Consider the following 26370-nt stretch of genomic DNA (forward strand, 5'->3'; position numbering starts at 1 on the left):
GTCACTAAGCATTTTCATTAATTTCACAATTTTTTAGTCAATAATGTTCCACTTCTTTAAAATTACCTGCAATTGTGTTTTCGTTCCCATAATTGTGCCATCATTATTTATCACTTCATCTGCATTTTTCACTTTTTCTTCTAACGGCATTTGAGATTGAATACGAGCTGTTGCTTCTTCTTCTGAAAAGTTATTTCGTTTCATTAAACGCTCTAATTGCGTATGCGGCTTAACTGCTACAACTAAAACGCGGTCAACGAGACTTGTTAATTTGCTTTCAAATAAGAGAGGAATATCTAACACAACCGCTTGCATATCTTCTTTTATGTACATTTCCTTTTGCCTATTCATTTCCTCACGCACTGCAGGATGAACAATTTTATTTAACTGCAATCGTTTTTCTTCATTATAGAAAACGACACTTCCCAGTTTTGGACGATCTAGTTCTCCATCTTCTTGTAACACTTCCGTTCCAAATACTTCTACTATTTTGTTATATGCTGGTTTTCCTTGTTCTACAACTTCTCTTGCAATAACATCTGCATCAATAACTGGTATGCTCAGTTCACGAAACATTTGAGATACCGTACTTTTTCCGCTTGCAATGCCTCCCGTTAATCCAATTACTACTGTCATAATAATCCTCCTCATAATAAAAGGCGCGAAACCAATGTTCCACGCCCATACTTACATTTTCCAAATTCCAATTATAATGAGTAATACCCCAGGCAGGAATGTAAATTTTTGTAACCACTTCATATTCGATAAAACCGTTCCAAGTTTCATTCCAATAAATAAAAACAAAGAACTCATAATTGCAACTAATATCGCCATCATAGCGGGTGCATACCCTAATAAAGATGCACCAATTCCGGCACCAAATGAGTCTACAGAAAGAGCGATACCAAGAAGCAATGCCTCTCCTGCAGAAATGGTGCCTGATTTATCAAAATCTGCTACAGTCGGTTTCCGTAAAATTTGAATCACTAGCCCTAGCGAGGCAATCTCTAATTTCCAGACCTTCTCCTCTTGCTTTGGTTCTTCTTTTTTCTCACTTCGAAAAAATTGATACAATACCCAAATCCCTATTCCAATAAGAACAAGCCCACCGATACGCGTTGCGATAACAGGTGAAAATACTTTCGCGATCATATGTCCAATTCCCATTGAAACAAGCATAACAGCCGCTGAACACATTCCGATAATTATAATTGATCTTAGTGGAATTCTTACGCTTCTTAAACCATATGTTAGCCCTACACTACAGCTATCTAAGCTTAATGTAAAAGCTAATAAAATAAGAGATAAATAAAGGTACATCGGTAAGCTCCTCCCTTATACATAGCTCTGCTGTATGTATATGACAAATGCCTATCCGATGTTATCTCTTTTCTATATTCTTGGCTGACAAATTGGGCAGTAATGCGTTCCTCGCCCGCCAACAACTGTTTTTTCTAATATCGTACCGCAAGTTACACACGGTTCTCCTTTTTTTCCGTATACATTTAGGAGTTCTTGGAACGAACCAATTTGCCCTTGTGAGTTGATATACGTTCGAATTGTACTTCCACCACGCTTCACTGCTTCGCCTAGCGTTGTAACGGTAGCCTCATAAATTCGCTCAATTTCTTCTATTGTCAAAGACGAAGCTTCTCGTTCCGGATGAATTTGAGAACGGAATAAAACTTCATCTACATATATATTTCCAAGCCCTACTAAAAGACGCTGGTCCAATAGCACAACTTTTATTTTACGATTTGTCTTTTGCAATCTTTCTTGTAAATACTGTGGTGTCAATTCAGTATCAAACGGCTCCGGACCTAAGTCAGCAAGAGGCATTTGGTTCATCTCTTCACCTTTCTTAAAGAGATGCATCGTACCAAACTTTCTCACATCTTTATAATGTAATTCAGTTCCATCTGTAAATAAGAAACGGACGTGCGTATGTTTATCAATCGGCTCATCCTCTTGATGTAGTAAAAACTTACCTTCCATACGCAAATGTGAAACAATAACATAATTTGTTACATATAGAAGCAAAAACTTTCCTCTTCGCTTTATATTTTCAATCTTCTCGCCTTTTAGCATTTCTTTAAAGATTTCTGCATCATCCGGTCGTTTCACTATTTTTGGATAAGTAACAATAACATCTTCAATCGTTTTTCCTGTTACAAGATTTTCAAGTGTCCGTCTGACGTTTTCAACCTCTGGTAATTCAGGCATTTCATCACTTCCTTATTTTGCGTCGTACCAAGTTGGACCGTAAGAATAATCAACTTTCAGCGGAACTGCGAGTTCAATCGCATGCTCCATTACTTCAGGTACAAGCTGCTCTAATTTTTCAATTTCTTCTTTTGGTGCTTCAAATATTAATTCATCGTGTACTTGCAGAAGAAGACGCGCTTGTAATCCTTCTTCTTCTAAACGATCTGCCATAATAATCATCGCTTTTTTAATAATATCTGCTGCAGTACCTTGAATTGGTGTATTCATCGCTGTACGCTCAGCAAAGCTACGTAAATTGAAATTACGACTCGTAATTTCTGGAATATAACGACGACGATTTAATAATGTAGCCACATATCCTTTTTGTTTCGCATCTTTTACGATGTCCTCCATGTATTCTTGTACACCAGGGAAACTTTCTAAATACTTTTCAATAAATTCCGCTGCTGCTTTTCTTGTAATTCCTAAGTTTTGTGAAAGACCATAATCACTAATACCATACACAATTCCGAAGTTAACAGCTTTCGCTTGCCGTCTCATATTTGAAGTTACTTCATCTTTTTCAACGCCAAATACATCCATAGCTGTTTTCGTATGAATATCCATGTCATGCTGGAATGCTTCAACTAGCCCTTTATCATTTGCAATATGAGCTAATACACGAAGTTCGATTTGTGAATAATCAGCCGCATACATAATCCAACCTTCTTCTGATGGAACAAATGCCTGACGAATCTTTCTTCCTTCTTCTAATCGAATCGGGATATTTTGCAAGTTCGGATCCGTTGAACTTAATCGACCTGTTTGCGTTAACACTTGATTAAAGCGAGTATGAATTTTAGATGAATCTTCATGTACAACTTTCAGTAAACCTTCAATATAAGTTGAATTTAGCTTCCCTAATTGACGATAATGTAAAATGTTTGGAATAATTTCATGGCGATCCATAAGCTTGTCTAATACATCAGCTGACGTAGAATAACCTGTTTTCGTCTTTTTAATAACCGGTAAGTTTAAGTTCTCAAACAGAATTACACCAAGCTGCTTCGGTGAATTAATATTAAATTCTGTTCCCGCAAGCTTATAAATTTCCTGTTCCATTTCCTTTAATCTACCTGCGAGTTCTTCTCCCATATTACGAAGACGCTCCGTATCAACTTTTACACCTTTTACTTCCATATCAGCTAATACACGCGCAAGTGGCAATTCTAACTCTGTAAACAGTTCATATTGCTCATTCTTCTTTAACTCTTCAACGAATGTTTGCTTTACATCATATAATACATGCACTTTACGAGCCACATGCTCCGCTACTACTTCTAACTCTGGAACAGCACGCTTCGCACCTTTTCCGTAAACTTCTTCATCTGATTTCACAGCATGCGTTTCTTTCATTTTCGCTACAGTACGGAAATCTTTATCTGTATCAGCCGGGTCAAGTAAATAAGCAGCGATTAATAGATCAAAGTCAATCCCTTGCATATCTATCCCATTCCATTTCAGTGCAACGATTGCTCGCTTCGCATCAAATGTATGCTTTCTCATTTCTCCATTTGCAAGCCATGCTTTAAATGCATCCGATGCAAGAGCAATATCCTTCTGAATAAAGTAGCAACCATTTTCATTTTGAATACCAAAGCCTTGAATGTCCGCCTTATGATAATTATCTTCTTGCACTTCTACGATAAGCGCACTATCTTGCTGAAGCATTTCTTCTGTAACTTCTTCCACAATATCAAATGTAATATCATCTAATTCAGCTGGAGCTGTTTCTTCTGGCGTAACGCCTAATTTATTTAAAAGAGATGTAAATCCTAAACTCTCGAACATTGGAATCACATCACTTGCTTCATATCCTTTATACGCCATATCATCCACATGAACTGTAATCGGCGCATCTGTAATAATAGTCGCAAGATCTTTACTCATAAGAGCTTGTTCTTTATTTTCTTCCAGTTTTTCTTTTAATTTCTTCCCGCTTACTTGATCTAGATTTTCATACACTTCTTCAACCGTTCCAAACTGTGTTAACAATTTAATCGCCGTTTTTTCACCAACTCCTGGTACACCCGGAATATTATCTGATTGGTCTCCCATTAAACCTTTCATATCGATAATTTGCTTTGGTGATAAGCTATATTTTTCAAATAAAGATTCTTTCGTATATTCATCTACTTCCGTAATCCCTTTTCGCGGAATACATACAAGCGTGTTATCAGAAACAAGTTGAAGTAAATCTTTATCTCCTGAAATAACTTTTACACTTGCTCCTTGTTCACTCGCTTCTTTTGCTAGCGTTCCCATAATATCATCCGCTTCATAATTTTCTAATTCATAACGCGGTACATTGAACGCATCCAGCATCTCACGAATAAACGGGAACTGCTCTGATAATTCAGGTGGAGTCTTTTGACGTCCTCCTTTATACTCACTATACGTTTTATGACGGAAGGTTGTTTTGCCTGCATCAAACGCCACTAACATATGAGTTGGCTTTTCTTCCTCTAATATTCTCATTAACATCATTGTAAAACCGTAAATTGCGTTCGTATGTATACCTTTGTCGTTATTTAAAAGCGGTAGTGCAAAGAAAGCACGATACGCGATATTATTACCATCTACTAATACGACCTTTTTTTCCAAAATTGAAACCTCCCCATACAAATTTGAAATGATTTTTTTCACAGAAAAAAACCGTTCCTTTCCTCTCTCTATATTAACATGACTAATAGAGAGAAGAAAAATAACGGTTATTTTCTTTCATATATAAAACAGACTTATATTGGCATAAAGGGAAGTGACGAGAACAGCTTAACTATTCTCGTCCAAAATTACTCCTTGGATGAAGGGGTTTTCATGTATTATATTAACAGAGCTTTATTAATATTTAATTAAGCCATTGTTAATATATTGTAAACATCCTTCATCCTATTTTTCAGTTGCTGATTTTGGTAAAACAACTGTAAATGTTGTCCCTTCCCCAACTTCACTATCCACTGTAATTGTACCGTGATGCGCCTCTACTAAATGCTTTACAATTGATAATCCAAGGCCTGTACCACCAGTATTTCTACTTCTCGCTTTATCCACTCGGTAAAAGCGTTCAAAAATACGTGGAATTTCCTCTTTACTAATACCAATTCCAGTATCCGATACTTTTATATAAGCATTATACTTATCTTCCGCTAACTCTACTGAAACAACGCCTCCAGCCGGTGTATATACGATCGCGTTATTTATTAAATTAATAAAGATTTGTTTCAAACGACTTGGATCTCCAATAACAGAAGCACGTTTTAATACATTCACTTGTAAAGAGATTTCTTTTTCTCCTGCTTTATTATCAAGCACCATATGAATATCTTCAAGCAGCCCCTTCATGTCAACGGTTCCCATATTTAATTTAAATCCTTGTTGTTCGATCTTTGACAAATCTAATAAATCTTCAATTAATCCTTGCATGCGCTCACTTTCTTTTAAAATAATGTGCAAGAAATGTTCGCAGAATTTTTTATTATCCATCGCTCCGTCTAAGAGTGTTTCTGAAAAACCTTTAATAGAAGTAATCGGTGTCTTTAATTCATGAGAAACATTCGCTAAAAAGTCTTTTCTCATTTGTTCTAATTTCTTTAACTCTGTTATGTCATGGAATACGAGAACAATCCCTTTCCATTCATGGTTTGTCCCGATAATCGGCGCTCCATATACTTCGAAATGCTTCCGCTCAATTCCAAGTGGCAATAACATTTGTTTACGCACTTTCACTTCTGTCATAAAGATTTCTTCTACAAGCTCAATAATTTCTGTATGATGAAACGATTCATAATATAAGCGATCTAAATATTCTTCATCTGTTACGTGGAAAGTTTCCTTATAAGAGCGGTTTACAAGGTTTATATACCCGCGGCTATCAATTAAAATCATTCCGCTTCCCATATTTTCAATTAACGTATGCAGACGATCTTGCTGCATTTCTTGTTCAAGTGTCATCTCTTGTAAGTTACGAGCTAAAATATTAATTGCTTTACTCAGCATTCCTGTTTCATCCGAATGACTTTCGTATGCACGTGCTTTATAATTACCCTTTGCCAATTCAATTGCAACTTTTGTAACCGATTCAATTGGCCTAATATATTGCCCTGTAATTTTCATACCTAAAAATACAACTACGAGACAAGCAATGACAAATCCGATAATTAATAATCCCCACGTTTTTTGATGTACGTCTCTTAAAGGATCGATTGTACTTTTCACCAAAACGTATCCTTGTTTTCCTTCTACATCTTGAACGAACACCGCATGATAAAATTCATTCTTTCGATCTGTCTCTTTCGTAATCACTTTACTTCGTTGTTTTGCCACTTTCGAAGAAAGTTCTTTAATCGTTTCTGGACTAAATGCCAATTCTTGTCCTTTTCTATATTGAACTTTCTTTTTTTCATCCACAAATACGATAGAAGCTGGTATTTTTTCTTCTAACTTTTCAAATACGTATGGATTTTTTAAGACATTATCAAAACCTTGCTCTTCTGCTAACGCCGCAACATACTCCGTCTCTTTTACCATTCTCTCTTTAGCATGATCTATATAGTAGTTTTCAAACACAGTTTCTAGCAATAAACCTAGTCCAACTAAAATAAATACAATAAGAGAAACAAATGTAAAAAGAAGCCTGGAACGAAATTTATTCATTCCCTTTTGGCTCCTCTAATTTATATCCTAAACCACGTATCGTTTTAATGTACGTCGGTTTTTTCGTATTTTGTTCAATTTTATCGCGCAAATGGCTAATATGAACATCAACAATTCGCGTATCACCAGCAAAATCATAATTCCATACAGCACTTAATAATTGATCACGAGTCAACACGCGACTTTTATTTTTCGCAAGATACACAAGTAGTTCAAATTCTTTTGGTGTTAATTCAAGCTTTCTTCCTTGGAAATAAGCCTCATAAAACTCCGGTAAAATTTTAAGTTCTGCAATTGTGATGCTATCTTCATCTGGCGCTTCTGCAACTTGTTCTTCTTGTTGTAATTTCGTGCGGCGCAAAATCGCCTTCACACGAGCAACAACTTCCCTTGGACTAAATGGCTTCGTCATATAATCATCTGCCCCAAGTTCAAGGCCTAGCACCTTATCAAACTCATCATCTTTTGCCGTTAACATTAAAATCGGCGTCATAACGCGCTGCAATCGTAATTCTTTACACACTTCCATACCATCCATTTTCGGAAGCATTAAATCTAATATAATTAAATCTGGGCGTTCTGTTGTCGCTTTTTGAAGCGCCATTTCTCCATCCATCGCTGTTATAACTTCAAACCCAGCTTGTTGTAAATTAAATTCGATTAAAGTTAAGATAAATTCCTCATCATCAACTACTAAAATACGATTGTTCATTCTTTTCCTCCAAGTTATAGACTTGAAACCTTCTTCATCCTAGTATTTTCCCCGTTATTCTCATCATACTAGAAAACAAGGTCCCTCTCAATATAATTGTCTATTCATGGAGATCGTTTGTGTAGAATTGAGAAAATAGAAGTAATTACGATTCACCTGCAACTACACAGGATTTTGCCAAACTTTATAGATTACTCTCTCTTCTTTAAAGCTCACTTCCGTATGAACTATAAAATCTTGATTTTGTGCTAGGAAAAACGAAAGAGCATACGCAATTTTATAATCCGGTGTTTCATATCCATCAAATACTCTCCCGTGCATTTCATTCGCAACCCCGTCTGCCCACACTTCAGCTTCTCTTACCGTTTCAAAGATAACGGCTTCTCCTTTCCACCTCATCTTAAAGAATCACTCCTTCCATTGACTTAAATTATCAAATTATAATATAGTAAATATTGTTAATCCAATAATACGAATATAAAAAGGGGTCTATTATGCGACTATTACTACCTATTTTAACTTTAGTAGTAACATGTTTCCTTACTTTTAACGTACCGAGCTGGGATACGATTAAAACGGGGTGCTCAGAATTTGCTGAAGGGTTCAAAGAAGGATTTTTCAACTAAAAATAGCGCTAGCATCCTTATTCAAGGTATGCTAGCGCTATTCATATTTTCATCTTTTAAAAATTATCTAATGCTTTTTCCATAATGGAAACAGATTTAAAAGGCGGCGTGACTGTTAATGAACCTTTTACAACAGTTTCTCCTTTTTCATCATGAGCAGATACAAGCATATCAATTGTATGTTCCTCCTCAGAAACAGCCACAACTTCAAAGTGGATTTGTAACGTTTCATAATGGTGAACATGCTTCACGAACGTAAGGTCCTTTCTAGTAATATGACTTCCTGGACCCGGTAAATATTTCGTAACTGCCGTTGTAATCATTCCCGTTAGCATAATGCTTGGTACAATCGGCTTTTCATACGGAGTTTGGGATGCGTAATCATGCTGAATATATAATGGATTGGCATCATTCGTTAACCCTAAGTACAATAACAAATCTTTATCCTCAATTTTTTCAGTGATAGATAATTTCTCTCCTACTGTAATTTCATCCATTTTACGACCAATTTGAACTTTTTTCTTTAACATGTTACAACCCCCTCCGATTTTTTCACCTTATTATCCTACTAAAAGCGATACCTTATCCGAAATTTACTATGATGAGGGCAATGTATAGTATAAATCTATAGTTTCATTATAGGATACTACAAATGATAGCGTTTTCATATTATTTCAAAAAAACAATTCGGTAAATAGTAGAAAAAGATTCGGAATCCCGAATCTTTTTCACTACTATTCAATTATTAAACAAGAACTTTCATTACGTTACGTACAGATTCTACAGAGCGATCTAACGCTTCTTTTTCATCTGCAAGAAGTTCTAATTCAATAATTTTTTCAATTCCGTTACCACCTAGAATTACTGGTACCCCTAAGTAAAGGTCACTATAACCATACTCACCTTCAAGGTACGCAATAGCTGGTAATACACGGCGTTGATCTTTTAAGATTGCTTCTGTCATTTCAACTAAAGAAGCTGCTGGTGCGTAATATGCACTACCGTTTCCTAATAAGCCTACAATCTCACCGCCACCTTTACGTGTACGTTCTACGATTGCTTCTAAACGCTCTTTCGGAATTAACGTTTCTAACGGAATACCGCCTGCATAAGAATAACGCACAAGAGGTACCATGTCGTCACCGTGTCCACCAAGAACAAATCCTGTAATGTCTTTCACAGAAAGATTTAATTCTTGTGCGATGAATGTACGGAAACGAGCTGTATCTAATACGCCCGATTGGCCAATTACACGCTCTTTCGGGAATCCTGCTTCTTTAAATACAGAATATGTCATTGCATCAACTGGATTTGTTAACACAACAATAATTGCATTTGGTGAATGTTTTGCAATGTCGCGCGTAATACTTTTCATAATTTTAGAGTTCGTTGCTACTAAGTCATCACGGCTCATACCAGGCTTACGTGCAATACCTGCTGTAATAACGACAACGTCAGAATCAGCAGTATCTGCGTAATCAGATGTTCCAATAATGTTAGCATCAAAACCTTGTACTGGGCTCGCTTCTAACATATCTAACGCTTTCCCTTTTGTTGGATTTTCCAGTTGTGGAATGTCCACTAATACAACATCTGCAAGTTCTTTTTGTGCTAATAAGAATGCCGTTGTTGCTCCTGTAAATCCTGCACCGATGACTGAAACTTTCTTGCGTTTGATTGTCATAATTTACCCCCGCTTTAATTATGCATTTTTGATTATCGCTACATCCATGTTTTTAATAAGCTCATTAGCAAACTCAGAACACTTCACTTCTGTTGCGCCTTCCATTAGGCGAGCGAAGTCATATGTTACTACTTTTGATGCAATTGTTTTCTCAACTGAATCTGTTACTAATTTCGCTGCTTCATTCCATCCTAAGTGTTCTAATAATAATACACCTGAAAGAAGAACTGAAGATGGGTTTACTTTATCTAAACCTGCATATTTTGGAGCTGTACCGTGTGTAGCTTCAAAGATAGCATGTCCAGTCACATAGTTAATGTTTGCACCAGGTGCAATACCAATTCCACCTACTTGTGCAGCAAGTGCATCAGAGATATAGTCACCATTTAAGTTCATTGTTGCAACAACATCGAACTCACGTGGACGAGTTAAAATTTGTTGTAAGAAGATGTCTGCAATAGAATCCTTTACGATGATTTTTCCAGCCACTTCAGCGTCTGCCATCGCTTTATTTGCTGCATCTTTACCATCTTTTTCAACAATGCGATCATATTCAGCCCAAGTAAATACTTTGTCGCCGAATTCTTGTTCCGCTACTTCGTAACCCCAGTTTTTGAAAGCACCTTCTGTAAATTTCATAATGTTTCCTTTATGAACTAATGTAACAGAAGAGCGTTTTTCATTAATTGCATATTGAATTGCAGCACGAACAAGACGCTTTGTCCCTTCTTCTGAGATTGGTTTAATACCAATACCAGATGTTTCTGGGAAGCGGATTTTATTAACACCCATTGCTTCTTTTAAGAAAGCAAGAACTTTTTCTGCTTCTGGAGATCCTTGTGCATATTCAATTCCAGCATAAATGTCTTCTGTATTTTCACGGAAAATAACCATATCAGTATCTTCCGGACGTTTTACAGGTGAAGGAACACCTTCAAAATAACGAACTGGACGTAGACATACATATAGATCTAATTCTTGACGAAGTGCTACGTTTAGAGAACGAATACCACCGCCAACTGGAGTTGTAAGTGGACCTTTAATTGCGATTAAATATTCGCGAATTAAATTTAAAGTTTCTTCTGGTAACCACTCGCCTGTTTGGTTGAATGCTTTTTCCCCTGCAAGCACTTCTTTCCAAACGATTTTCTTCTCACCATCATAAGCTTTTTCAACTGCTGCTTCTATTACGCGAGATGCAGCTGCCCAAATATCAGGACCAATTCCATCTCCTTCAATAAATGGAATAATCGGATTGTTTGGTACATTCATAACACCATTAGTTACAGTAATTTTTTCACCTGTCGTCAATGTGATAACCCCCATGTTTGAAATTTCATATGTATGAAACTGAGGGAATAACCCCTCAGTTCAAACCGTTAGTCAAATTAAAATATTCTAATCATTACATCTTTCCGAAAAAATCAGACTTTTGAAAGCGTATTTTCACTATCGAAATAGTGTTTTTCGCTTATCTTTGTGCGATTGGAACATACACTTGATGCGTTGGTCCATTATAATCAGCACGCGGACGGATTAAACGGTTGTTTTCATATTGTTCTAGAATATGAGCTAACCAGCCTGACATACGGCTAATTGCAAAAATAGGTGTAAATAAGTCATGGTCAATTCCTAAACAATGGTATACAGAAGCTGAATAGAAATCGACATTTGGTGGAAGACCTTTTTCTTTTGTTACAATGTCTTCAATTTTGATAGACATATTATACCATTTGTCTTCTCCTAAAAGCACGCATAATCTCTTAGACATTTCACGTAAGTGTTTTGCACGTGGATCACCTTGCTCATACACACGGTGGCCAAAGCCCATGATTTTTACTTTATTTTGAAGAGCATTATGAATATATGACTCTACATTTTCTTCTTGGCCAATTTCAGTTAACATCTTCATTACATTTTCATTTGCCCCACCGTGAAGAGGACCTTTTAATGCACCGATTGCTGCTGTAATACCAGAATATACATCTGACAGTGTAGCTACGCAAACACGTGCAGTAAATGTAGAAGCGTTTAACTCATGATCTGCATGAAGTACAAGTGCCTTATCAAAAGCTTCAATTTCAACTTCATTTGGCTCGCGATCATTTAACATGTACAAGAAGTTTGCAGCTAATGATAAATCTTTTCTTGGCTCAACAATATCTAAACCTTTACGGATTCTCGCGTAAGCAGCAACTAAAGTTCCCACTTGAGCCTGTAATTTAACCGCTTTCAAATAATTGGACTTTTCATCCATAATTTCAGCGCTCTCATCGTATAATGATAGCATGGAAATTGCAGTTCGTAAAACAGACATCGGATGTGCAATTTTTAAATCTACTTGTTTCAAATATGTTAAAATCTCACCTGGAACTTTATAGTATTCAGATACAATTTCATTAAATTCCGCTAGTTCTTTTTCATTAGGAAGCTTGCGGTGCCATAATAAGTACACTACTTCTTCAAACGTAGCATTCTCAGCTAAATCATCAATATTATACCCAACATAAGTTAATGTATCATCAATAATAGAGCTTACAGATGATGTTGTTGCTACTACCCCTTCTAAACCTCGAATAACAGTCATGACATTCTCTCCTTTTCCTGAAAATTCTCCCAACCTTGCTCCTTATATCTATTTGCTCCCCTTATGAATTATGAACGCCCGTTCACTCTTTAGGCAAGCAAAATGCACGATCATGCAAATTTGTTGCGGTGTTCCCCTCTTATTGTCCATTGTTTACATGGAAAGCATGAGCGTGAATGTCTCCCCGAATCCTCACGCTCAAAACAACAAGTTAGTGAGGAAAATACATTCCGAAGAGTTTTATGATAAAAACAACATAAAACAATATCATTATAAAATTGTTTTATGTTGTTTTTATTTTATCTGGTGTAAAGTCTCTGCTGTTATGTAACTTTTCAAAGTTTCTAATCCTATTATAAACAATTATCTGACTTTTGTGAACAGAAAGAATTCAAAAATTTTATATTACTATAAAATTCCTTATTTAAACATCTGTATAATACTCATAACCGCATAGGCAATTCCAGCCCCAATTAACGGACCAACAGCAACCCCATTAAATAACGCAACCGCTATAATTGTCCCAAAAACAAGCGCAGTTGTAATATGAGGATCCGTTGTCAACAATTGTACGCCGCCTTTCGCTAACAAAGCGACCGCTACACCTGAAGCTAAAGCAATCCACGCATAATACGATTTTGCCGCTTCTCCAAGTTGTTTAAAACCTATTTCCCCCGTCGCAATCGGTACGAGCACCGCTATTGTAATGACCGTTACACCTAGGTTAATTCCTTTCGTTTGTAAATAAGGAAAGACCTTATCTCCTAAAAACGTAAACTTCAATAGAAATAACACACCAATAGCTACAGTAAGCGATTGGTTTTTAGCAATAAGTCCTATAATAAGTAGTATGAATAAAAATAACGTTGACTGACTAATCATGTTTCCACTTCCTTTCTGAAAATAATGAACTCATTTCCAAACAAAAATACCTTTAAACCTATCGTTATACATGCTATATCGATGCCTATTCAACATGAATCACTTCATTTTTTATGCATTTTAAAATTTAAAAAAGAGACTTTCACCAAAAAAATTAAGCATGTATACATTTTTGAAAACAGTCGTCTCTTCTTTCTTTTCTAATAAGAAACAGGTAAAATAAAAAGAAGAGAAAATGAAGTTTTTACCATATAGTAGAAGCATCAACACCAAGCTTTCACAGTCACTCACATACTGAAAAAGCAGGAAAAATCCATCATTCCACTATAACATAAAGTGAAACTTTAATCAGTGGGACACACTCGTTATAAGTTGAACGAATTAGGATAATCCAAATTGGAATGGGAGGTATACATCTTTGAACCGAAACTTACTATATATGATATTGCGACTCATATTTGTCATTGTAGCAACGGTAGCTGGGTTCTATGTATTACTATATATGTCAGGGCTTATCTATCCTTTTATTATCGCTTTTGCATTTGCTTATTTGATTAATCCTGTCGTCAATTTCCTTAATCAAAAACTACAATTTCCTCGCGCACTAGCAGTACTCGTTAGCTTAATTCTCGTATTTGGAGCTATCGTCGGACTTGTTACATATCTTGTGACTGAAGCAATATCTGCCACAACATACTTACTACAACTTGTTACAGTAAAGTTTCCAGATATCGTTACATTCGCTCAGCAATTTGCACTTAATCATATTATGCCTCTCTACGATGATTTAATCTCTAAATTTAATCATCTTGGAGAACCACAGCGCTATACAATTACACAAAACATCCAAAACTTAGGAACAGAAGCAACAACACAAATGAAAGAACTTTTAACCGCCATTATAAGCGGGTTAACGAATTTCATTAGTGCACTGCCAACAACGTTAACTGTCCTTGTATTCATTTTATTAGCCACTTTCTTCATTAGTTACGATTGGCACCGTCTTGCTCAAAAAGCAAGAAAATTACTACCAAATCGTGTACATGGCTACGGAAAAACTATTTTTGTCGACTTAAAAAAAGCTTTATTCGGTTTTGTGAAAGCACAACTTACACTCGTATCTATGACAACCGTCATTGTACTGATTGGACTTTTAATATTACGCGTACCATACGCCATTACTATTGCGATTATTACAGGAGTTGTAGATTTACTACCCTATTTAGGAACAGGCGCGGTCTTCGTTCCGTGGGTTATATACGTATTTTTCACTGGCGATACCGGATTCGCCATTGGCCTTCTCATTTTATACATCGTCGTGATTGTCCAAAGACAAATTATGGAGCCGAAAGTACTTTCATCTAACATCGGTCTCGATCCATTAGCAACACTCGTCGCTCTATTTGTCGGCTTTAAGCTTTTTGGCTTTTTAGGATTAATCATCGGTCCAGTCACCTTAGTACTACTTAATACATTACACAAAGCTAATGTCTTCCATGACTTGTGGAAATATATTAAAGGTTCACCTTCAAAATAACAGTTTCTAATTCATACAAAAAATCAAGCTATAATCAGTGGGAAATTCCCACTGATTATTCCTTTTACTTATTTTTCACACTACTCACACGCAACAAGAGCATTACCCAGAAACAGGATAATCCTCTTGTTTTTTTGCATAAAAAAACACATATTCTAGTTAAAAATACATTTTTATTCTATTTTATCTATAATTATTACTTACATTTATTACTTTTTATGTAAATGAATAAATATACAAAATGGCATAAAATAAGGCTTCAACTAACAATCACCACCTTTTATATGAATTCTTTACACCAATCGCTCCTTTATATTCGAAAGCAAAACTTTAATTTGGCTGCATTTCGCACCATCTTATTCATCCAAATTAATAGCACTAAAAAATCACACGTTTAATCGAAGCACAACAAGAGTTCAAACGAAAATTATATAGCAAATATAATAAGCGGACGTTTTGTTCATCCCCACTCATCATCCCCCCACAAATAACGCGGTAAAGCAAAGCTTCAATCAGAAAGTTCCTCCCCTCTTACAAGACAAAAAAATAGCACTTAGATCGTTATAATCTAAGCGCTACTTCTGAATGATAATAGTAGAGTTCTTTCTAAACTTCCATTCCATCCACTTCATAACAAGCGGCTTCAATAAAGCTCTCGTAATAGGGATCACGCAGATAAACCCTAGCACATCTGTCACATAACCAGGAAGCACTAAGAGAATACCTCCTACAAATACAAAAATACCATCTAGTACTGCCTCACCTGGCATTTCCCCTCTATTCAACTTAGATTGAATCTCTCCAAGCACTTTAAATCCTTGTCTTTTCGCCAAATACACACCTACTACACCTGTAAATACAATCATAGCGAACGTAGACCATAAACCTATTACATGACTTGATCCGATTAAGACCGTAATCTCAATCGCCGGTATTAAAATAAACAAGAATAGTAACCACTGCATAGTTCTACACCTCTCTCACAACTCACTTTTAACACCCTCACAACACCTATATACATCATATGAAATATAATACCCTTTCATATTAAAACCCATAACAAACAGCTTTTAAAAGCAATTCTAGGCGTTTTAAGCTAATTCTATCTCGTTTTTGTGTAAAAAAAAGAGAAGGACTCCGATCCTTCTCTCCGTATTACTTATAGCACTTCCGCATGTCCATTATAAACAATTCCGCGTGCTGCATCAACTGTTACTTCTTGGCCATTTTTTAAAGTTGCTGTTACGCCGTTTACACCAACGATAACAGGAATACCGATTGATACGCCCACAACAGCAGCATGGCTTGTTAAGCCACCTTCTTCTACAACTAAAGCAGCAGCTTTTTCGATTGCAGGAATCATATCTTTATCAGTGCTTGTTGTAACAAGGATATCACCTTCGTTTACGTTCGCTACAGCTTCAGCAGCTGTTTTTGCTACAACTACTTTACCTTTTGCAGCTTTACGACCGATTCCTTGTCCTTTAGCAACTTCTTCACCAACAACGTGGATTTTCATTAAGTTTGTTGTACCAGTTTCAGCAACTGGAACACCAGCAGTAATTACTACAGTATCTCCAAGGCCGATTAGACCTGCATCCATACCTGTTTGAATTGCTGTATCTAACATTTCGTCAGTTGAAGCTGCGCGCTTCTCAGCCATAAATGCTTGTACACCCCAAACAAGTGCAAGACGACGTCCTACTTGCTCGTCAGATGTTACAGCTACGATTGGAGATTTTGGACGGTATTTAGAGATCATTTTCGCAGTATGTCCACTTTCTGTTGGAGCTACGATTGCAGCTACATCAAGAGCAAGTGCTGTATGCGCAACAGATTGGCTAATTGCATCTGTAATTGTTGGAGTGAACTCTTTAATACGTTTTTTGAACATATCTTCGTATTGTAATGATTTTTCAACACGTACTGCAATGTTAGCCATCATTGTTACTGCTTCTACCGGATATTGACCAGCAGCTGTTTCACCTGAAAGCATGATTGCATCTGTACCATCGAAGATTGCGTTAGCTACGTCACTTGCTTCCGCACGAGTTGGACGTGGGTTACGTTGCATAGAGTCTAACATTTGTGTCGCAGTAATAACTGGTTTACCTAACACGTTACATTTTTTGATTAGACGTTTTTGTACTAATGGTACTTCTTCTGGTGGAATTTCTACACCCATATCACCACGAGCTACCATTAAACCGTCAGAAACTTCTAAGATTGAATCGATGTTGTCGATACCTTCTTGGTTTTCGATTTTCGGTACGATTTGGATGTATTGAGCGCCATGCTCTTCTAATAATTCACGGATTTCTAATACGTCAGACGCTTTACGTACGAATGAAGCTGCGATGAAATCAACTTTTTGCTCGATACCGAAGATGATATCTTTTACGTCTTTTTCAGTGATACCAGGAAGCTTAATGCTTACGTTTGGTACGTTAACACCTTTTTTATTTTTTACAGTTCCGCTGTTAAGAACTTTTGTACGGATGTTTCCATCAGCTTTTTCGATTACTTCTAGTTCGATAAGACCGTCATCGATTAGAATGCGAGAACCTGGGTCTACATCGTCATAAAGACCAGCATAAGATACAGAGAACTTCTCTGCAGTACCTAATACTTGCTCAGTAGAAAGAACTACTTCTGCACCTGTTACAAGCTCAGCTTGTCCGTCTACGAAGTCGTGAGTACGGATTTCTGGACCTTTTGTATCAAGTAAGATACCAACTGTTTTACCAGTTTTCTTTGAAGCTTCACGAATGTTTTTAATACGAGCTCCGTGCTCTTCATGGCTACCATGAGAGAAGTTTAAACGAGCAACGTTCATACCTGCTTCAATTAATTGCTCTAATTTTTCAATACTTTCACTAGCAGGACCTATTGTACATACAATTTTAGTTTTACGCATATTGCACCTCCGAAAATTATGAAACCGTTCCCAAATATCCGACATTACGCCGATTAGATGGATAATTCTTTAGATAATTGATACATATCTTTATCGATTGTATGCTTTTGAGCTAACGCTTCGATAATATCATGATCAACAAGTTTGTTATCTTGAATACCTACACAACGTCCACCTCTACCAGCAATTAATAATTCAACTGCTCTTGCGCCAAGACGACTTGCTAATACACGGTCTTGTGCACTTGGTGATCCGCCACGTTGTACGTGACCTAATACAGTTACACGAGTATCAAAGTTTGTTGCTTCTTCAATGTGCTTACCGATGTCAATTGCACTTCCAACACCTTCAGCTACAACGATAATACTGTGTTTTTTACCACGTTCACTACCGCGCTTCAGACGAGCGATAACATCATCCATGTCATACTCTTCTTCTGGAATTAAGATTGTTTCTGCACCATCAGCTAAACCAGCCCATAATGCGATATCACCAGCGTGACGTCCCATTACTTCGATAACATATGTACGTTCATGAGATGTAGCTGTGTCACGGATTTTATCAATTGCATCAATAACAGTGTTTAAAGCTGTATCGAAACCAATTGTGAAGTCTGTTCCAGGGATATCATTGTCGATTGTACCTGGTACACCAACACATGGGAATCCTTGTTCAGTTAATTTTTTAGCACCTTGGTAAGAACCATCTCCACCAATAACAACAAGTCCTTCGATACCATGTTTCTTTAATTGCTCGATACCTTTTAGTCGTACTTCTGGGTCTTTAAACTCAGGACATCTTGCTGTATATAATTTCGTACCACCGCGGTGGATAATATCGCCAACAGAACCAAGTTCTAATTTTTCAATGTGACCAGAAATTAATCCAGCGTATCCATGGTAAATACCATATACTTCAATATCATGGAAAATCGCTTTACGAACAACTGCACGAATGGCAGCATTCATACCAGGTGAATCTCCACCACTTGTTAATACACCAATACGTTTCATTTGTACTCACCTCATAAAGATTATTTGCCTTATAATAAAATAACACGAAAAAATATAAAAACACAATGGAGAAGATGTGTCTTTTCATAATAAAAACGTGCATTCGCGAAGAGGAACGCACGCTTTTCTTATTTTATCCCAATGGAAGCGTTTGAAAACGAAACTTGCCCAATTTTCATATATTTTTCATAACGTTTTTCGATTAATTCATCTTTCGAAATTCCGTTTAATTGTTCAAAAGTTTTTCTAATTATTAAGTCTATATTTTCTGACTGTTTTAAAAGATTACGGTGAGCTCCACCTTTTGCCTCTGGAATAATTTCATCAATTACACCTAATTCTTTCAAATCTGCTGCTGTAATTTTCATTGCTTCTGCAGCTTCCTTTGCTTTTCCTGCATCTTTCCAAAGAATTGCCGCTGCACCCTCTGGTGTAATAACAGAATAAGTGGAATTTTCTAGCATATGAATGTAATCTCCTACTCCAAGACCTAGCGCACCACCACTACCGCCTTCACCGATAACGATACAAATAACTGGTACCGTTAAACCTGCCATCTCAAATAGGTTGCGGGCAATAGCTTCACTTTGTCCACGTTCTTCAGCTGCTTTACCAGGATAAGCTCCCTTCGTATCGATGAAACAAATAATAGGACGATTAAACTTTTCCGCTTGTTTCATGAGACGCAGTGCTTTTCGATATCCTTCTGGATGAGGCATTCCAAAGTTACGGCGAATATTTTCTTTCGTATCTTTTCCGCGCTGATGCCCAATTACAGTTACAGGCATCCCTTTATATTTCGCAATGCCGCCGACAATCGCTGCATCATCGCCAAATAGACGATCTCCATGACATTCGAAAAAATCAGTAAATAAGTGCTCAATATAATCGAGCGTTGTCGGTCGTTCTGCATGACGAGCAATTTGAACACGGTCCCATACTTTTAGATTGCCGTATATATCTTCCTCTAAATTTTCTAGCTTTTCTTCCAAAATACGAATCTCCTCACTGAAGTCCATCTGGCTGTTTTTCGTATAGTCTTTCAGTTCACGAATCTTATTTCTTAGCTCAACAACTGGTTTTTCAAATTCTAGCTCTGCCATACAGCCAATTCCCCTCCTTGATGAACTTCTAAAATCTTGCGAAGCGATTCTCTCATATCATCACGATGCACCACCGCATCTAATTGACCATGATCTAGTAAGAATTCTGCCGTTTGGAAATCTTCCGGTAGTTTCTCACGCACCGTTTGTTCAATTACACGTCTACCAGCAAATCCGATAAGTGCACCTGGTTCTGCAAGATTATAATCACCAAGTGAAGCGAAACTCGCTGAAACCCCGCCCGTCGTTGGGTGAGTCATAACAGAAATAAATAACCCTCCTGCATTACTATGCTTTTTCAAAGCTACGCTTGTTTTTGCCATTTGCATTAAACTTAATATCCCTTCTTGCATACGGGCACCACCCGAAGCAGTAAAGATAATAAATGGAACTTGTAAGTCGTACGCCTTTTCAACCGCACGGGCGATTTTTTCTCCTACTACAGAGCCCATGCTCCCCATTCGAAAACGAGAATCCATTACTGCAACAACAACAAGCATGTCATCAATTGTTCCTTCACCAGTTACAACCGCTTCGTTCAATTCAGTCTTCTTACGATCGCTCTCTAGTTTCTCTTCATAACCTGGAAACTCGAGTGGATTTAATGAAACCATTTCTTTGTCATACTCACGGAATGACCCTTCGTCCAATATACTATCAAGACGTTCCCATGCATTCATAGGATGATGATATCCACAATTCACACATACTTTTAAATTTTTTAGAAGTTCTTTCGTATACATGATTTTTTTACATTCCGGACATTTTGTCATAACGCCATCTGGTACATCTTTTCGTACTTGTTCTGAAGGTATTGCAGCGTACTTTTTCTTTTTCACGAATAAATCTCTTAGCACAATTTGACCCCCTTCGTTGAGAGCTAAGGTTAGCGTAAGAAGAAAATGGGGCTAACACCAAAGTTTGATGTTAGCCTTATCTTCTCAATCTGTCTAATAACCTCACTCTTTACGTTTAACTTTAACCGCTACGCGGTAGAATGTTTGTCATAACGTGTCATGGTCATTTCGACAAATTTTATACATTACGAGTGAAACTGTATATTCTCTACTAATTCATCGTAAATTTTTAGTGCATCATTTTCTTGTTTTTCTTCCAAAGTAGCATAAAGCTTTCTATACATATCGATAGAATCTCTTGAAACTTTACAAGAAAGAGTTGCTACGTAATCATTTACGATCATCCAAATGCGATATAGTAAATAATTATCGACTTGTTCAATAAGTGTTTTAAAGAACGTTTGATGAAGCGTTGGGATTGAGCTTTCATTTTCTTCAAGTACTTGGTGTAATCTACTTAGTACTTTAGAAAACGTTTCTTTCGGTAAATTACATACAATTCGAATCATATCTTTCTCAAGCAATCGTTTTGTTTGTAATAAATCACGAATTGTTTTCTCATCTTGCAGTAAGAACGGAGCAATTAATTGTACAAGACCGTTATCATAAAAGTTTCGAATAAACGTCCCTTCACCACGTCTCGTTTCAATCAATCCTACCAGTTCTAAAGCACGCAATGCTTCTCTTACAGAGGAACGTCCTACGTTTAAGCGTGAACTTAACTCGCGCTCAGACGGCAAACGATCCCCCGCTACCAATCCATCCTCTTCCATAATGGAACGGATTTTTTTTACAATTTCGAGATATACTTTTGTATTTGATGATGTCAATGGAAATTCCTCGCTTATTCTTTACCAATCAGCGCTAATTGTTTTGTTTTTTCAGCGATCTCATTTGGATCTACTTGACGGCGAGCTACTCCTGTCTCCATTGCTGCTTTTGCAACGTAAGCCGCTACTTGAGGCGCTACACGCGCGTCAAATGGTGCTGGAATGATATAGTCTGCATTCAACTCATCTTCTGCTACAAGCTCAGCAATAGCCTGTACAGCTGCCATCTTCATTTCTTCGTTAATTTGTGTCGCATGTACGTCAAGTGCACCGCGGAAAATACCAGGGAACGCCAGTACATTATTTACTTGGTTCGGGAAGTCAGAACGACCTGTTCCAACAACAGCTGCGCCCGCTGCTTTTGCCAATTCTGGCATAATTTCTGGAACTGGATTTGCCATTGCAAAAATAATCGCATTGTCATTCATTGTACGAACCATCTCTTCTGTTAATGCACCTTCTGCAGATACACCAATGAATACGTCCGCACCTTGTACAACATCAGCTAAAGAACCTTCTATACGATTCTTATTTGTATATTTTGCAACTTCATCCTTCACCGGATTCATACCTGTAGGACGACCATCATAGATTGCCCCTTTACGGTCACACATAATAATGTCGCGTACACCATAGCGATATAAAAGTTTAATAATTGCAATACCTGCTGCACCTGCGCCATTTGCGACAACTTTAATGTCAGACATTTTCTTTCCAACTAATTTCAGTGCATTTACAAGACCTGCTACTGTTACGATAGCTGTTCCGTGTTGATCATCATGGAAGATAGGAATATTTGTTTCTTTTTTCAAACGCTCTTCAATAATGAAGCAGTTTGGTGCTGCGATATCTTCTAAGTTAACGCCGCCAAAAGTTGGCTCCATTAATTTTACAGTTTCAACAATTTTATCTACATCGTTTGTATTTAAGGCAATCGGGAATGCATCTACACCAGCAAAGCTCTTGAATAATACAGCTTTACCTTCCATTACTGGAAGAGATGCTTCAGGTCCAATGTTACCAAGACCAAGTACAGCCGTTCCGTCTGTCACAACTGCTACCATATTTCCCTTCATCGTATATTCATATACCTTACTTTTATCGTCATAAATTTCTTTACAAGGTTCTGCAACCCCTGGAGAATATGCAAGACTTAAATCTTTTGCATTTTCTACTTTTACTTTTGATACAGTTTCTAATTTTCCTTGATGCACTTTATGCATGTGAAGTGCTTCTTCACGAAGTGTTGACAAACTATCCACTCTCCTCAAATTATTCTTGCTGATATCAATTTCTCCAAGTGGTCTGACCACGAACACTACTACTATAATAATCGAAGTGTAGGGAAATTGTCCATTATATTTTCACAACTACATTTTCTTCCCCGACAATTTCACGAAGTGCTCCTAAACATTCTTCACTTGGATGAATCGATAAACTCCGAGATAATTGTACCATTTTATGTTCCTTTTCATAATAAATTAGTACTTTCGCAAAACCTGAATAGTCGAACAATATTTTCGTAACCTGATTTAAAAGCTTTTTGTCATACTGAGACGGCAATTTCACGTAAACAGATGCGTCTTTCTTTTCTTCATAAACATCCATTTCCTCTAGCGGATATAGTCCATTTACAATCCATTGCAGCTTATGATTTCTTAGCTCAATCATGCCGTCAACTAAAACAATTGCTCCTTCTTGTAACTTGTCCGAGAAATGTATATACGTTTCCGGGAAGAGGACTGCTTCCATTTCATCATTTTGATCACAGAATGTAATAAATGCCATCTTTTGAAACTTTTTCGTACGAATCACTCTCACACTTGTTATATACACAATAGCTCTTTGTACTTTTTTCTTGTGTCGCATCGCCTGAGCGAGAGATGGAATTTCTAATTCTTTTGCTAACTTTACATACTGCGCTGTCGGATAACTTGATAAATAAAAGCCAAGTGCTTCTTTCTCTTTATTTAGTTGTTCAATAAAAGATAGCTCTTCTCCTTGTACGTATTTTGATTTTGGAACAGCATCTCCTAAATCACGTGCGAGATTCGCGTACTCTAATGCCCCTTTAATACTTTTCCATAAATTCGTTCTCGAAACACCAAAATCATCAAAACATCCCGACCAGACGAAAGCTTCTAAATTGCGCTCCGTTACAAACTTTGACGGCAAACGGAGACAAAATTCAAACAAATCTTCGAACATTTTTTTCTCTCGTTCTTCTAATAATGCCGTCACTGTAGCCATTCCAATATTTCGAATCGAAAGTAAACTGTAACGTATCGCATTCCCCTCTATTTGGAAGTTGTAACCACTTTTTTGAAGAGACGGCGGCAAAACATGAAAACCTTTTCGCTTCGTTTCTCGTATATACTGTACAATTTTATCTTCATTTCCAATTGCACTTGATAATAGTGCCGTCATAAATTCCAGCGTATAGTTCGCTTTTAAGTAGGCAAGTTGATATCCGATCATACTGTAAGCTACAGCGTGACTTCGGTTAAAACCGTAATTCGCAAATCTTACAATTAAATCGTAAATTTTCTCAGCAGACGTCTCATCGTAACCATTTTGCAAACAACCTTGGACAAAATGCTTACGTTCCTGATCTAAAATATCACGATTCTTTTTACTCACTGCACGGCGCAGTAAATCTGCTTCACCAAGCGAAAACCCTGCTAACTTCGATGCAATTTGCATAATTTGTTCTTGGTATACAATGACGCCGTATGTTCTTTCTAAAATTGGATTTAAATCCGGATGTAAATATTCAATTTTTCTTTTTCCATGTTTCGATTCAATAAAGGTCGGTATCTGTTCCATCGGTCCCGGTCTGTATAATGAGTTAACAGCTACGATATCTTCAAACTCATTCGGTTTTAACCCGCGAAGTACATTTCGCATACCACCTGACTCAAGCTGGAATACACCTGTTGTATCCCCTCTCCCTAATAATTGGAACGTCTTTTCATCTTGAAGAGGTAAGTTTCTTATATCGATTTCTTTCCCTGTTTTGTTCGCGATAAATTTTACAATATTTTCAAGTAACGTTAAATTACGTAATCCTAAAAAGTCCATCTTAAGCAACCCAAGTTCTTCTAGCGCATCGGCTGGATATTGCGTAACATAAACATCGTTATGTCCTTCTTGAATTGCTACACTGCCTGTTAGCGGTTCTTGACTCATAATAACGCCAGCCGCATGAATAGACGTATGACGTGGTAAACCTTCTACACGTTTTGCGATTTCAAACACACGCTCATGCAGAAGATTCCCTTGTATAAACTCACGAAGTGATTGTGATTCTTCATATGCATCTTTTAACGTTATACCAAGCTTTGATGGGATAAGTTTTGAAAATATATCAATATCTCGCGGCGGAAGCCCCATTACGCGGGCAATGTCTCTAATTGCCGCTTTTGCTGCAAGCGTACCAAACGTTACAATTTGCGCAACACGGAGCTGACCGTATTTATCTTTCACATAGCGAATCATCTCATCACGTCTTACGTCTGGAAAATCAATATCAATATCGGGAAGCGTCACACGTTCAGGATTTAAAAACCTTTCAAATAATAGATCGTATTCAATCGGATCAATATCTGTAATTTCTAATACGTATGAGACGAGTGAACCAGCTGCCGATCCACGACCTGGTCCTGTTAAAATATGATTTTCATGTGCATACTTCATAAAATCCCATACGATGAGGAAATAATCACTAAATCCCATACGAGAAATAACATTTAATTCATGATTTAAACGCTTTATATGCACTTCTTTCGGCGCACCATATCGTTTCCGCAAACCTTCTTCACAAACACGACGCAAGTATATATCACTCGTTTCATTAGACGAAACAGGAAACTTCGGAAGTTGATTTACATGGAACGGTATTTCTACTTGGCAACGCTCTGCAATTTTCATTGTATTTTGGATTGCTTCCGGCGCATGGGAAAATAGTGCTTCCATTTCATCCGATGACTTTAAATAATATTGATCTGTTTTCAGCCTCGGCCTATCTGGATCAGTCATTTTCGTTCCACTTTCAACAGATAGTAAACATTCGTGAACAAGTGCGTCACTTTGATTGATATAGCGCACATCGTTTGTTGCAACGACTGGAATATTAACCCTACTAATAAATTCAGGTAGTTTCTCTTGTAAAAGCAACTCATCTTGAATCGCATGATGCTGCAAACTCATATAAAAATGGCCGAACATATTTTGATATGTGCGAGCTACTTCTTCAGCCTGACTCTCATTGTCTTCTAGTAATAATTGCTCAATTTCGCCATCTTTACCTGGTGAAATAGCAATTAATCCTTTCGCATAATGCGCAAGCCACTTCTTAGGAATACCTTCTTTGGATTTTGTCATAATACTGCTAGAAATCTTTAATAAATTTTGGTAGCCTATTTCATTCTCAGCAAGTAATACAAGCGGATAAGACCTTTCTTCTTCTTCACTAAAAATAGAAGCGGTTAATCCAATAACAGGCTGTATACCATGTTTCTTACATGCTTTATAAAACGGAATAACGCCATACATAACATTTTCATCCGTAATAGCCAGCGATGAAAAACCAAGTTCTTTCGCCCTGACTACAAGCTCATCAATTTTACAAGCACTTTTTAATAAACTAAAAACGGTTTGACATTGTAAATGCACAAACTTCACTGTTGTACCCTCTCTTTACCT

The 26370-nt window shown here is 37.1% G+C and carries 22 protein-coding genes; 2 read left to right on the forward strand and 20 right to left on the reverse strand.

What is annotated here, in order from left to right:
• Nucleotides 1–33: 33 nt before the first annotated feature.
• From coaE to ACS2FK_RS04540, 7 genes are all read right to left on the reverse strand, one after another.
• Nucleotides 34–636, reverse strand: a complete 603-nt coding sequence (gene coaE / locus ACS2FK_RS04510; RefSeq protein WP_000219328.1) for a dephospho-CoA kinase — start codon at nucleotides 634–636, stop codon at nucleotides 34–36.
• Nucleotides 637–687: 51 nt separating this feature from the next.
• The gene (ytaF, locus tag ACS2FK_RS04515) at nucleotides 688–1320 is read right to left on the reverse strand and encodes a sporulation membrane protein YtaF (protein WP_000281743.1); all 633 of its coding nucleotides are present in this window, start codon (nucleotides 1318–1320) and stop codon (nucleotides 688–690) included.
• A gap of 72 nt (nucleotides 1321–1392) precedes the next feature.
• Entirely contained in the window at nucleotides 1393–2223 is an 831-nt protein-coding gene (gene mutM, locus ACS2FK_RS04520) for a DNA-formamidopyrimidine glycosylase (protein WP_023523153.1), read from the reverse strand.
• Nucleotides 2224–2235: 12 nt separating this feature from the next.
• A complete protein-coding gene (polA, locus tag ACS2FK_RS04525) occupies nucleotides 2236–4869 on the reverse strand; it encodes a DNA polymerase I (protein ID WP_063548740.1) in 2634 nt (877 codons plus the stop codon).
• A gap of 285 nt (nucleotides 4870–5154) precedes the next feature.
• Nucleotides 5155–6918, reverse strand: a complete 1764-nt coding sequence (gene phoR / locus ACS2FK_RS04530) for a sensory box histidine kinase PhoR (RefSeq protein ID WP_063548742.1) — start codon at nucleotides 6916–6918, stop codon at nucleotides 5155–5157.
• Complete coding sequence (gene phoP / locus ACS2FK_RS04535; protein WP_001065220.1) at nucleotides 6911–7630, reverse strand: two-component system response regulator PhoP; 720 nt, start codon at nucleotides 7628–7630, stop codon at nucleotides 6911–6913. The genes phoR and phoP overlap by 8 nt, the downstream gene beginning before the upstream one ends.
• Nucleotides 7631–7792: 162 nt before the next feature.
• Entirely contained in the window at nucleotides 7793–8029 is a 237-nt protein-coding gene (locus ACS2FK_RS04540) for a hypothetical protein (RefSeq protein ID WP_001267348.1), read from the reverse strand.
• A 95-nt stretch (nucleotides 8030–8124) separates the two neighbouring features.
• Between ACS2FK_RS04540 and ACS2FK_RS04545 the strand changes: the two genes are divergently transcribed.
• Nucleotides 8125–8256 (forward strand): hypothetical protein, encoded by a 132-nt coding sequence (locus ACS2FK_RS04545; RefSeq protein WP_001238014.1) that lies wholly within the window; start codon nucleotides 8125–8127, stop codon nucleotides 8254–8256.
• A 56-nt stretch (nucleotides 8257–8312) separates the two neighbouring features.
• On the opposite strand, the gene ACS2FK_RS04550 is transcribed toward ACS2FK_RS04545, so the two are convergent.
• From ACS2FK_RS04550 to ACS2FK_RS04570, 5 genes are all read right to left on the reverse strand, one after another.
• Nucleotides 8313–8786 carry a MaoC family dehydratase gene (locus ACS2FK_RS04550; protein ID WP_000914180.1) on the reverse strand — a complete coding sequence of 158 codons (474 nt, stop codon included), beginning with the start codon at nucleotides 8784–8786 and terminating at the stop codon, nucleotides 8313–8315.
• A 215-nt stretch (nucleotides 8787–9001) separates the two neighbouring features.
• Nucleotides 9002–9940 (reverse strand): malate dehydrogenase, encoded by a 939-nt coding sequence (gene mdh, locus ACS2FK_RS04555; RefSeq protein ID WP_000153232.1) that lies wholly within the window; start codon nucleotides 9938–9940, stop codon nucleotides 9002–9004.
• A gap of 18 nt (nucleotides 9941–9958) precedes the next feature.
• Nucleotides 9959–11251: an NADP-dependent isocitrate dehydrogenase gene (icd, locus tag ACS2FK_RS04560; protein WP_000206893.1), complete on the reverse strand. Its 1293-nt coding sequence runs from the start codon at nucleotides 11249–11251 to the stop codon at nucleotides 9959–9961.
• 160 nt (nucleotides 11252–11411) lie between these two features.
• Nucleotides 11412–12560: a citrate synthase gene (citZ, locus tag ACS2FK_RS04565; protein WP_002094155.1), complete on the reverse strand. Its 1149-nt coding sequence runs from the start codon at nucleotides 12558–12560 to the stop codon at nucleotides 11412–11414.
• A 387-nt stretch (nucleotides 12561–12947) separates the two neighbouring features.
• Nucleotides 12948–13409, reverse strand: a complete 462-nt coding sequence (locus ACS2FK_RS04570) for a DUF441 domain-containing protein (RefSeq protein WP_000625507.1) — start codon at nucleotides 13407–13409, stop codon at nucleotides 12948–12950.
• A 418-nt stretch (nucleotides 13410–13827) separates the two neighbouring features.
• Between ACS2FK_RS04570 and ytvI the strand changes: the two genes are divergently transcribed.
• Entirely contained in the window at nucleotides 13828–14946 is a 1119-nt protein-coding gene (gene ytvI, locus ACS2FK_RS04575; RefSeq protein WP_023523156.1) for a sporulation integral membrane protein YtvI, read from the forward strand.
• A gap of 575 nt (nucleotides 14947–15521) precedes the next feature.
• Here ytvI and ACS2FK_RS04580 read toward each other — a convergent pair.
• From ACS2FK_RS04580 to dnaE, 8 genes are all read right to left on the reverse strand, one after another.
• Nucleotides 15522–15911, reverse strand: coding sequence for an FxsA family protein (locus ACS2FK_RS04580; RefSeq protein ID WP_063548744.1), 390 nt, complete (start codon nucleotides 15909–15911; stop codon nucleotides 15522–15524).
• Between the two features lie 194 nt (nucleotides 15912–16105).
• Complete coding sequence (gene pyk, locus ACS2FK_RS04585) at nucleotides 16106–17863, reverse strand: pyruvate kinase (protein WP_001232667.1); 1758 nt, start codon at nucleotides 17861–17863, stop codon at nucleotides 16106–16108.
• 53 nt (nucleotides 17864–17916) lie between these two features.
• Entirely contained in the window at nucleotides 17917–18876 is a 960-nt protein-coding gene (pfkA, locus tag ACS2FK_RS04590) for a 6-phosphofructokinase (RefSeq protein WP_000821158.1), read from the reverse strand.
• Between the two features lie 128 nt (nucleotides 18877–19004).
• Complete coding sequence (accA, locus tag ACS2FK_RS04595; protein WP_063548746.1) at nucleotides 19005–19979, reverse strand: acetyl-CoA carboxylase carboxyl transferase subunit alpha; 975 nt, start codon at nucleotides 19977–19979, stop codon at nucleotides 19005–19007.
• Nucleotides 19967–20836: an acetyl-CoA carboxylase, carboxyltransferase subunit beta gene (gene accD, locus ACS2FK_RS04600; RefSeq protein ID WP_000942855.1), complete on the reverse strand. Its 870-nt coding sequence runs from the start codon at nucleotides 20834–20836 to the stop codon at nucleotides 19967–19969. The genes accA and accD overlap by 13 nt, the downstream gene beginning before the upstream one ends.
• Before the next feature lie 185 nt (nucleotides 20837–21021).
• Nucleotides 21022–21666, reverse strand: a complete 645-nt coding sequence (locus tag ACS2FK_RS04605; protein WP_000204444.1) for a FadR/GntR family transcriptional regulator — start codon at nucleotides 21664–21666, stop codon at nucleotides 21022–21024.
• Nucleotides 21667–21680: 14 nt separating this feature from the next.
• On the reverse strand, nucleotides 21681–22889 hold the full coding sequence (locus ACS2FK_RS04610; protein ID WP_161114790.1) for an NAD(P)-dependent malic enzyme: 1209 nt from the start codon (nucleotides 22887–22889) through the stop codon (nucleotides 21681–21683).
• Nucleotides 22890–23022: 133 nt separating this feature from the next.
• On the reverse strand, nucleotides 23023–26349 hold the full coding sequence (dnaE, locus tag ACS2FK_RS04615) for a DNA polymerase III subunit alpha (protein ID WP_063548748.1): 3327 nt from the start codon (nucleotides 26347–26349) through the stop codon (nucleotides 23023–23025).
• Nucleotides 26350–26370: the final 21 nt, after the last annotated feature.

Origin of the sequence: Bacillus cereus group sp. BceL220, assembly GCF_051776965.1 — a bacterium.
Lineage (GTDB): Bacteria > Bacillota > Bacilli > Bacillales > Bacillaceae_G > Bacillus_A > Bacillus_A cereus.

Excerpts from the sequence above, each read along its gene's own strand:
- ACS2FK_RS04610 (WP_161114790.1), bottom strand. The coding sequence starts at position 22,889 with ATGCATAAAGTGCATCAAGGAAAATTAGAAACTGTATCAAAAGTAAAA.
- mdh (WP_000153232.1), bottom strand. The coding sequence starts at position 9,940 with ATGACAATCAAACGCAAGAAAGTTTCAGTCATCGGTGCAGGATTTACA.
- pfkA (WP_000821158.1), bottom strand. The coding sequence starts at position 18,876 with ATGAAACGTATTGGTGTATTAACAAGTGGTGGAGATTCACCTGGTATG.
- mutM (WP_023523153.1), bottom strand. The coding sequence starts at position 2,223 with ATGCCTGAATTACCAGAGGTTGAAAACGTCAGACGGACACTTGAAAAT.
- ACS2FK_RS04550 (WP_000914180.1), bottom strand. The coding sequence starts at position 8,786 with ATGTTAAAGAAAAAAGTTCAAATTGGTCGTAAAATGGATGAAATTACA.
- ytaF (WP_000281743.1), bottom strand. The coding sequence starts at position 1,320 with ATGTACCTTTATTTATCTCTTATTTTATTAGCTTTTACATTAAGCTTA.
- accA (WP_063548746.1), bottom strand. The coding sequence starts at position 19,979 with ATGGCAGAGCTAGAATTTGAAAAACCAGTTGTTGAGCTAAGAAATAAG.
- pyk (WP_001232667.1), bottom strand. The coding sequence starts at position 17,863 with ATGCGTAAAACTAAAATTGTATGTACAATAGGTCCTGCTAGTGAAAGT.
- phoP (WP_001065220.1), bottom strand. The coding sequence starts at position 7,630 with ATGAACAATCGTATTTTAGTAGTTGATGATGAGGAATTTATCTTAACT.
- ACS2FK_RS04540 (WP_001267348.1), bottom strand. The coding sequence starts at position 8,029 with ATGAGGTGGAAAGGAGAAGCCGTTATCTTTGAAACGGTAAGAGAAGCT.
- coaE (WP_000219328.1), bottom strand. The coding sequence starts at position 636 with ATGACAGTAGTAATTGGATTAACGGGAGGCATTGCAAGCGGAAAAAGT.
- ACS2FK_RS04570 (WP_000625507.1), bottom strand. The coding sequence starts at position 13,409 with ATGATTAGTCAGTCAACGTTATTTTTATTCATACTACTTATTATAGGA.
- phoR (WP_063548742.1), bottom strand. The coding sequence starts at position 6,918 with ATGAATAAATTTCGTTCCAGGCTTCTTTTTACATTTGTTTCTCTTATT.
- ACS2FK_RS04580 (WP_063548744.1), bottom strand. The coding sequence starts at position 15,911 with ATGCAGTGGTTACTATTCTTGTTTATTTTAATACCGGCGATTGAGATT.
- ACS2FK_RS04545 (WP_001238014.1), top strand. The coding sequence starts at position 8,125 with ATGCGACTATTACTACCTATTTTAACTTTAGTAGTAACATGTTTCCTT.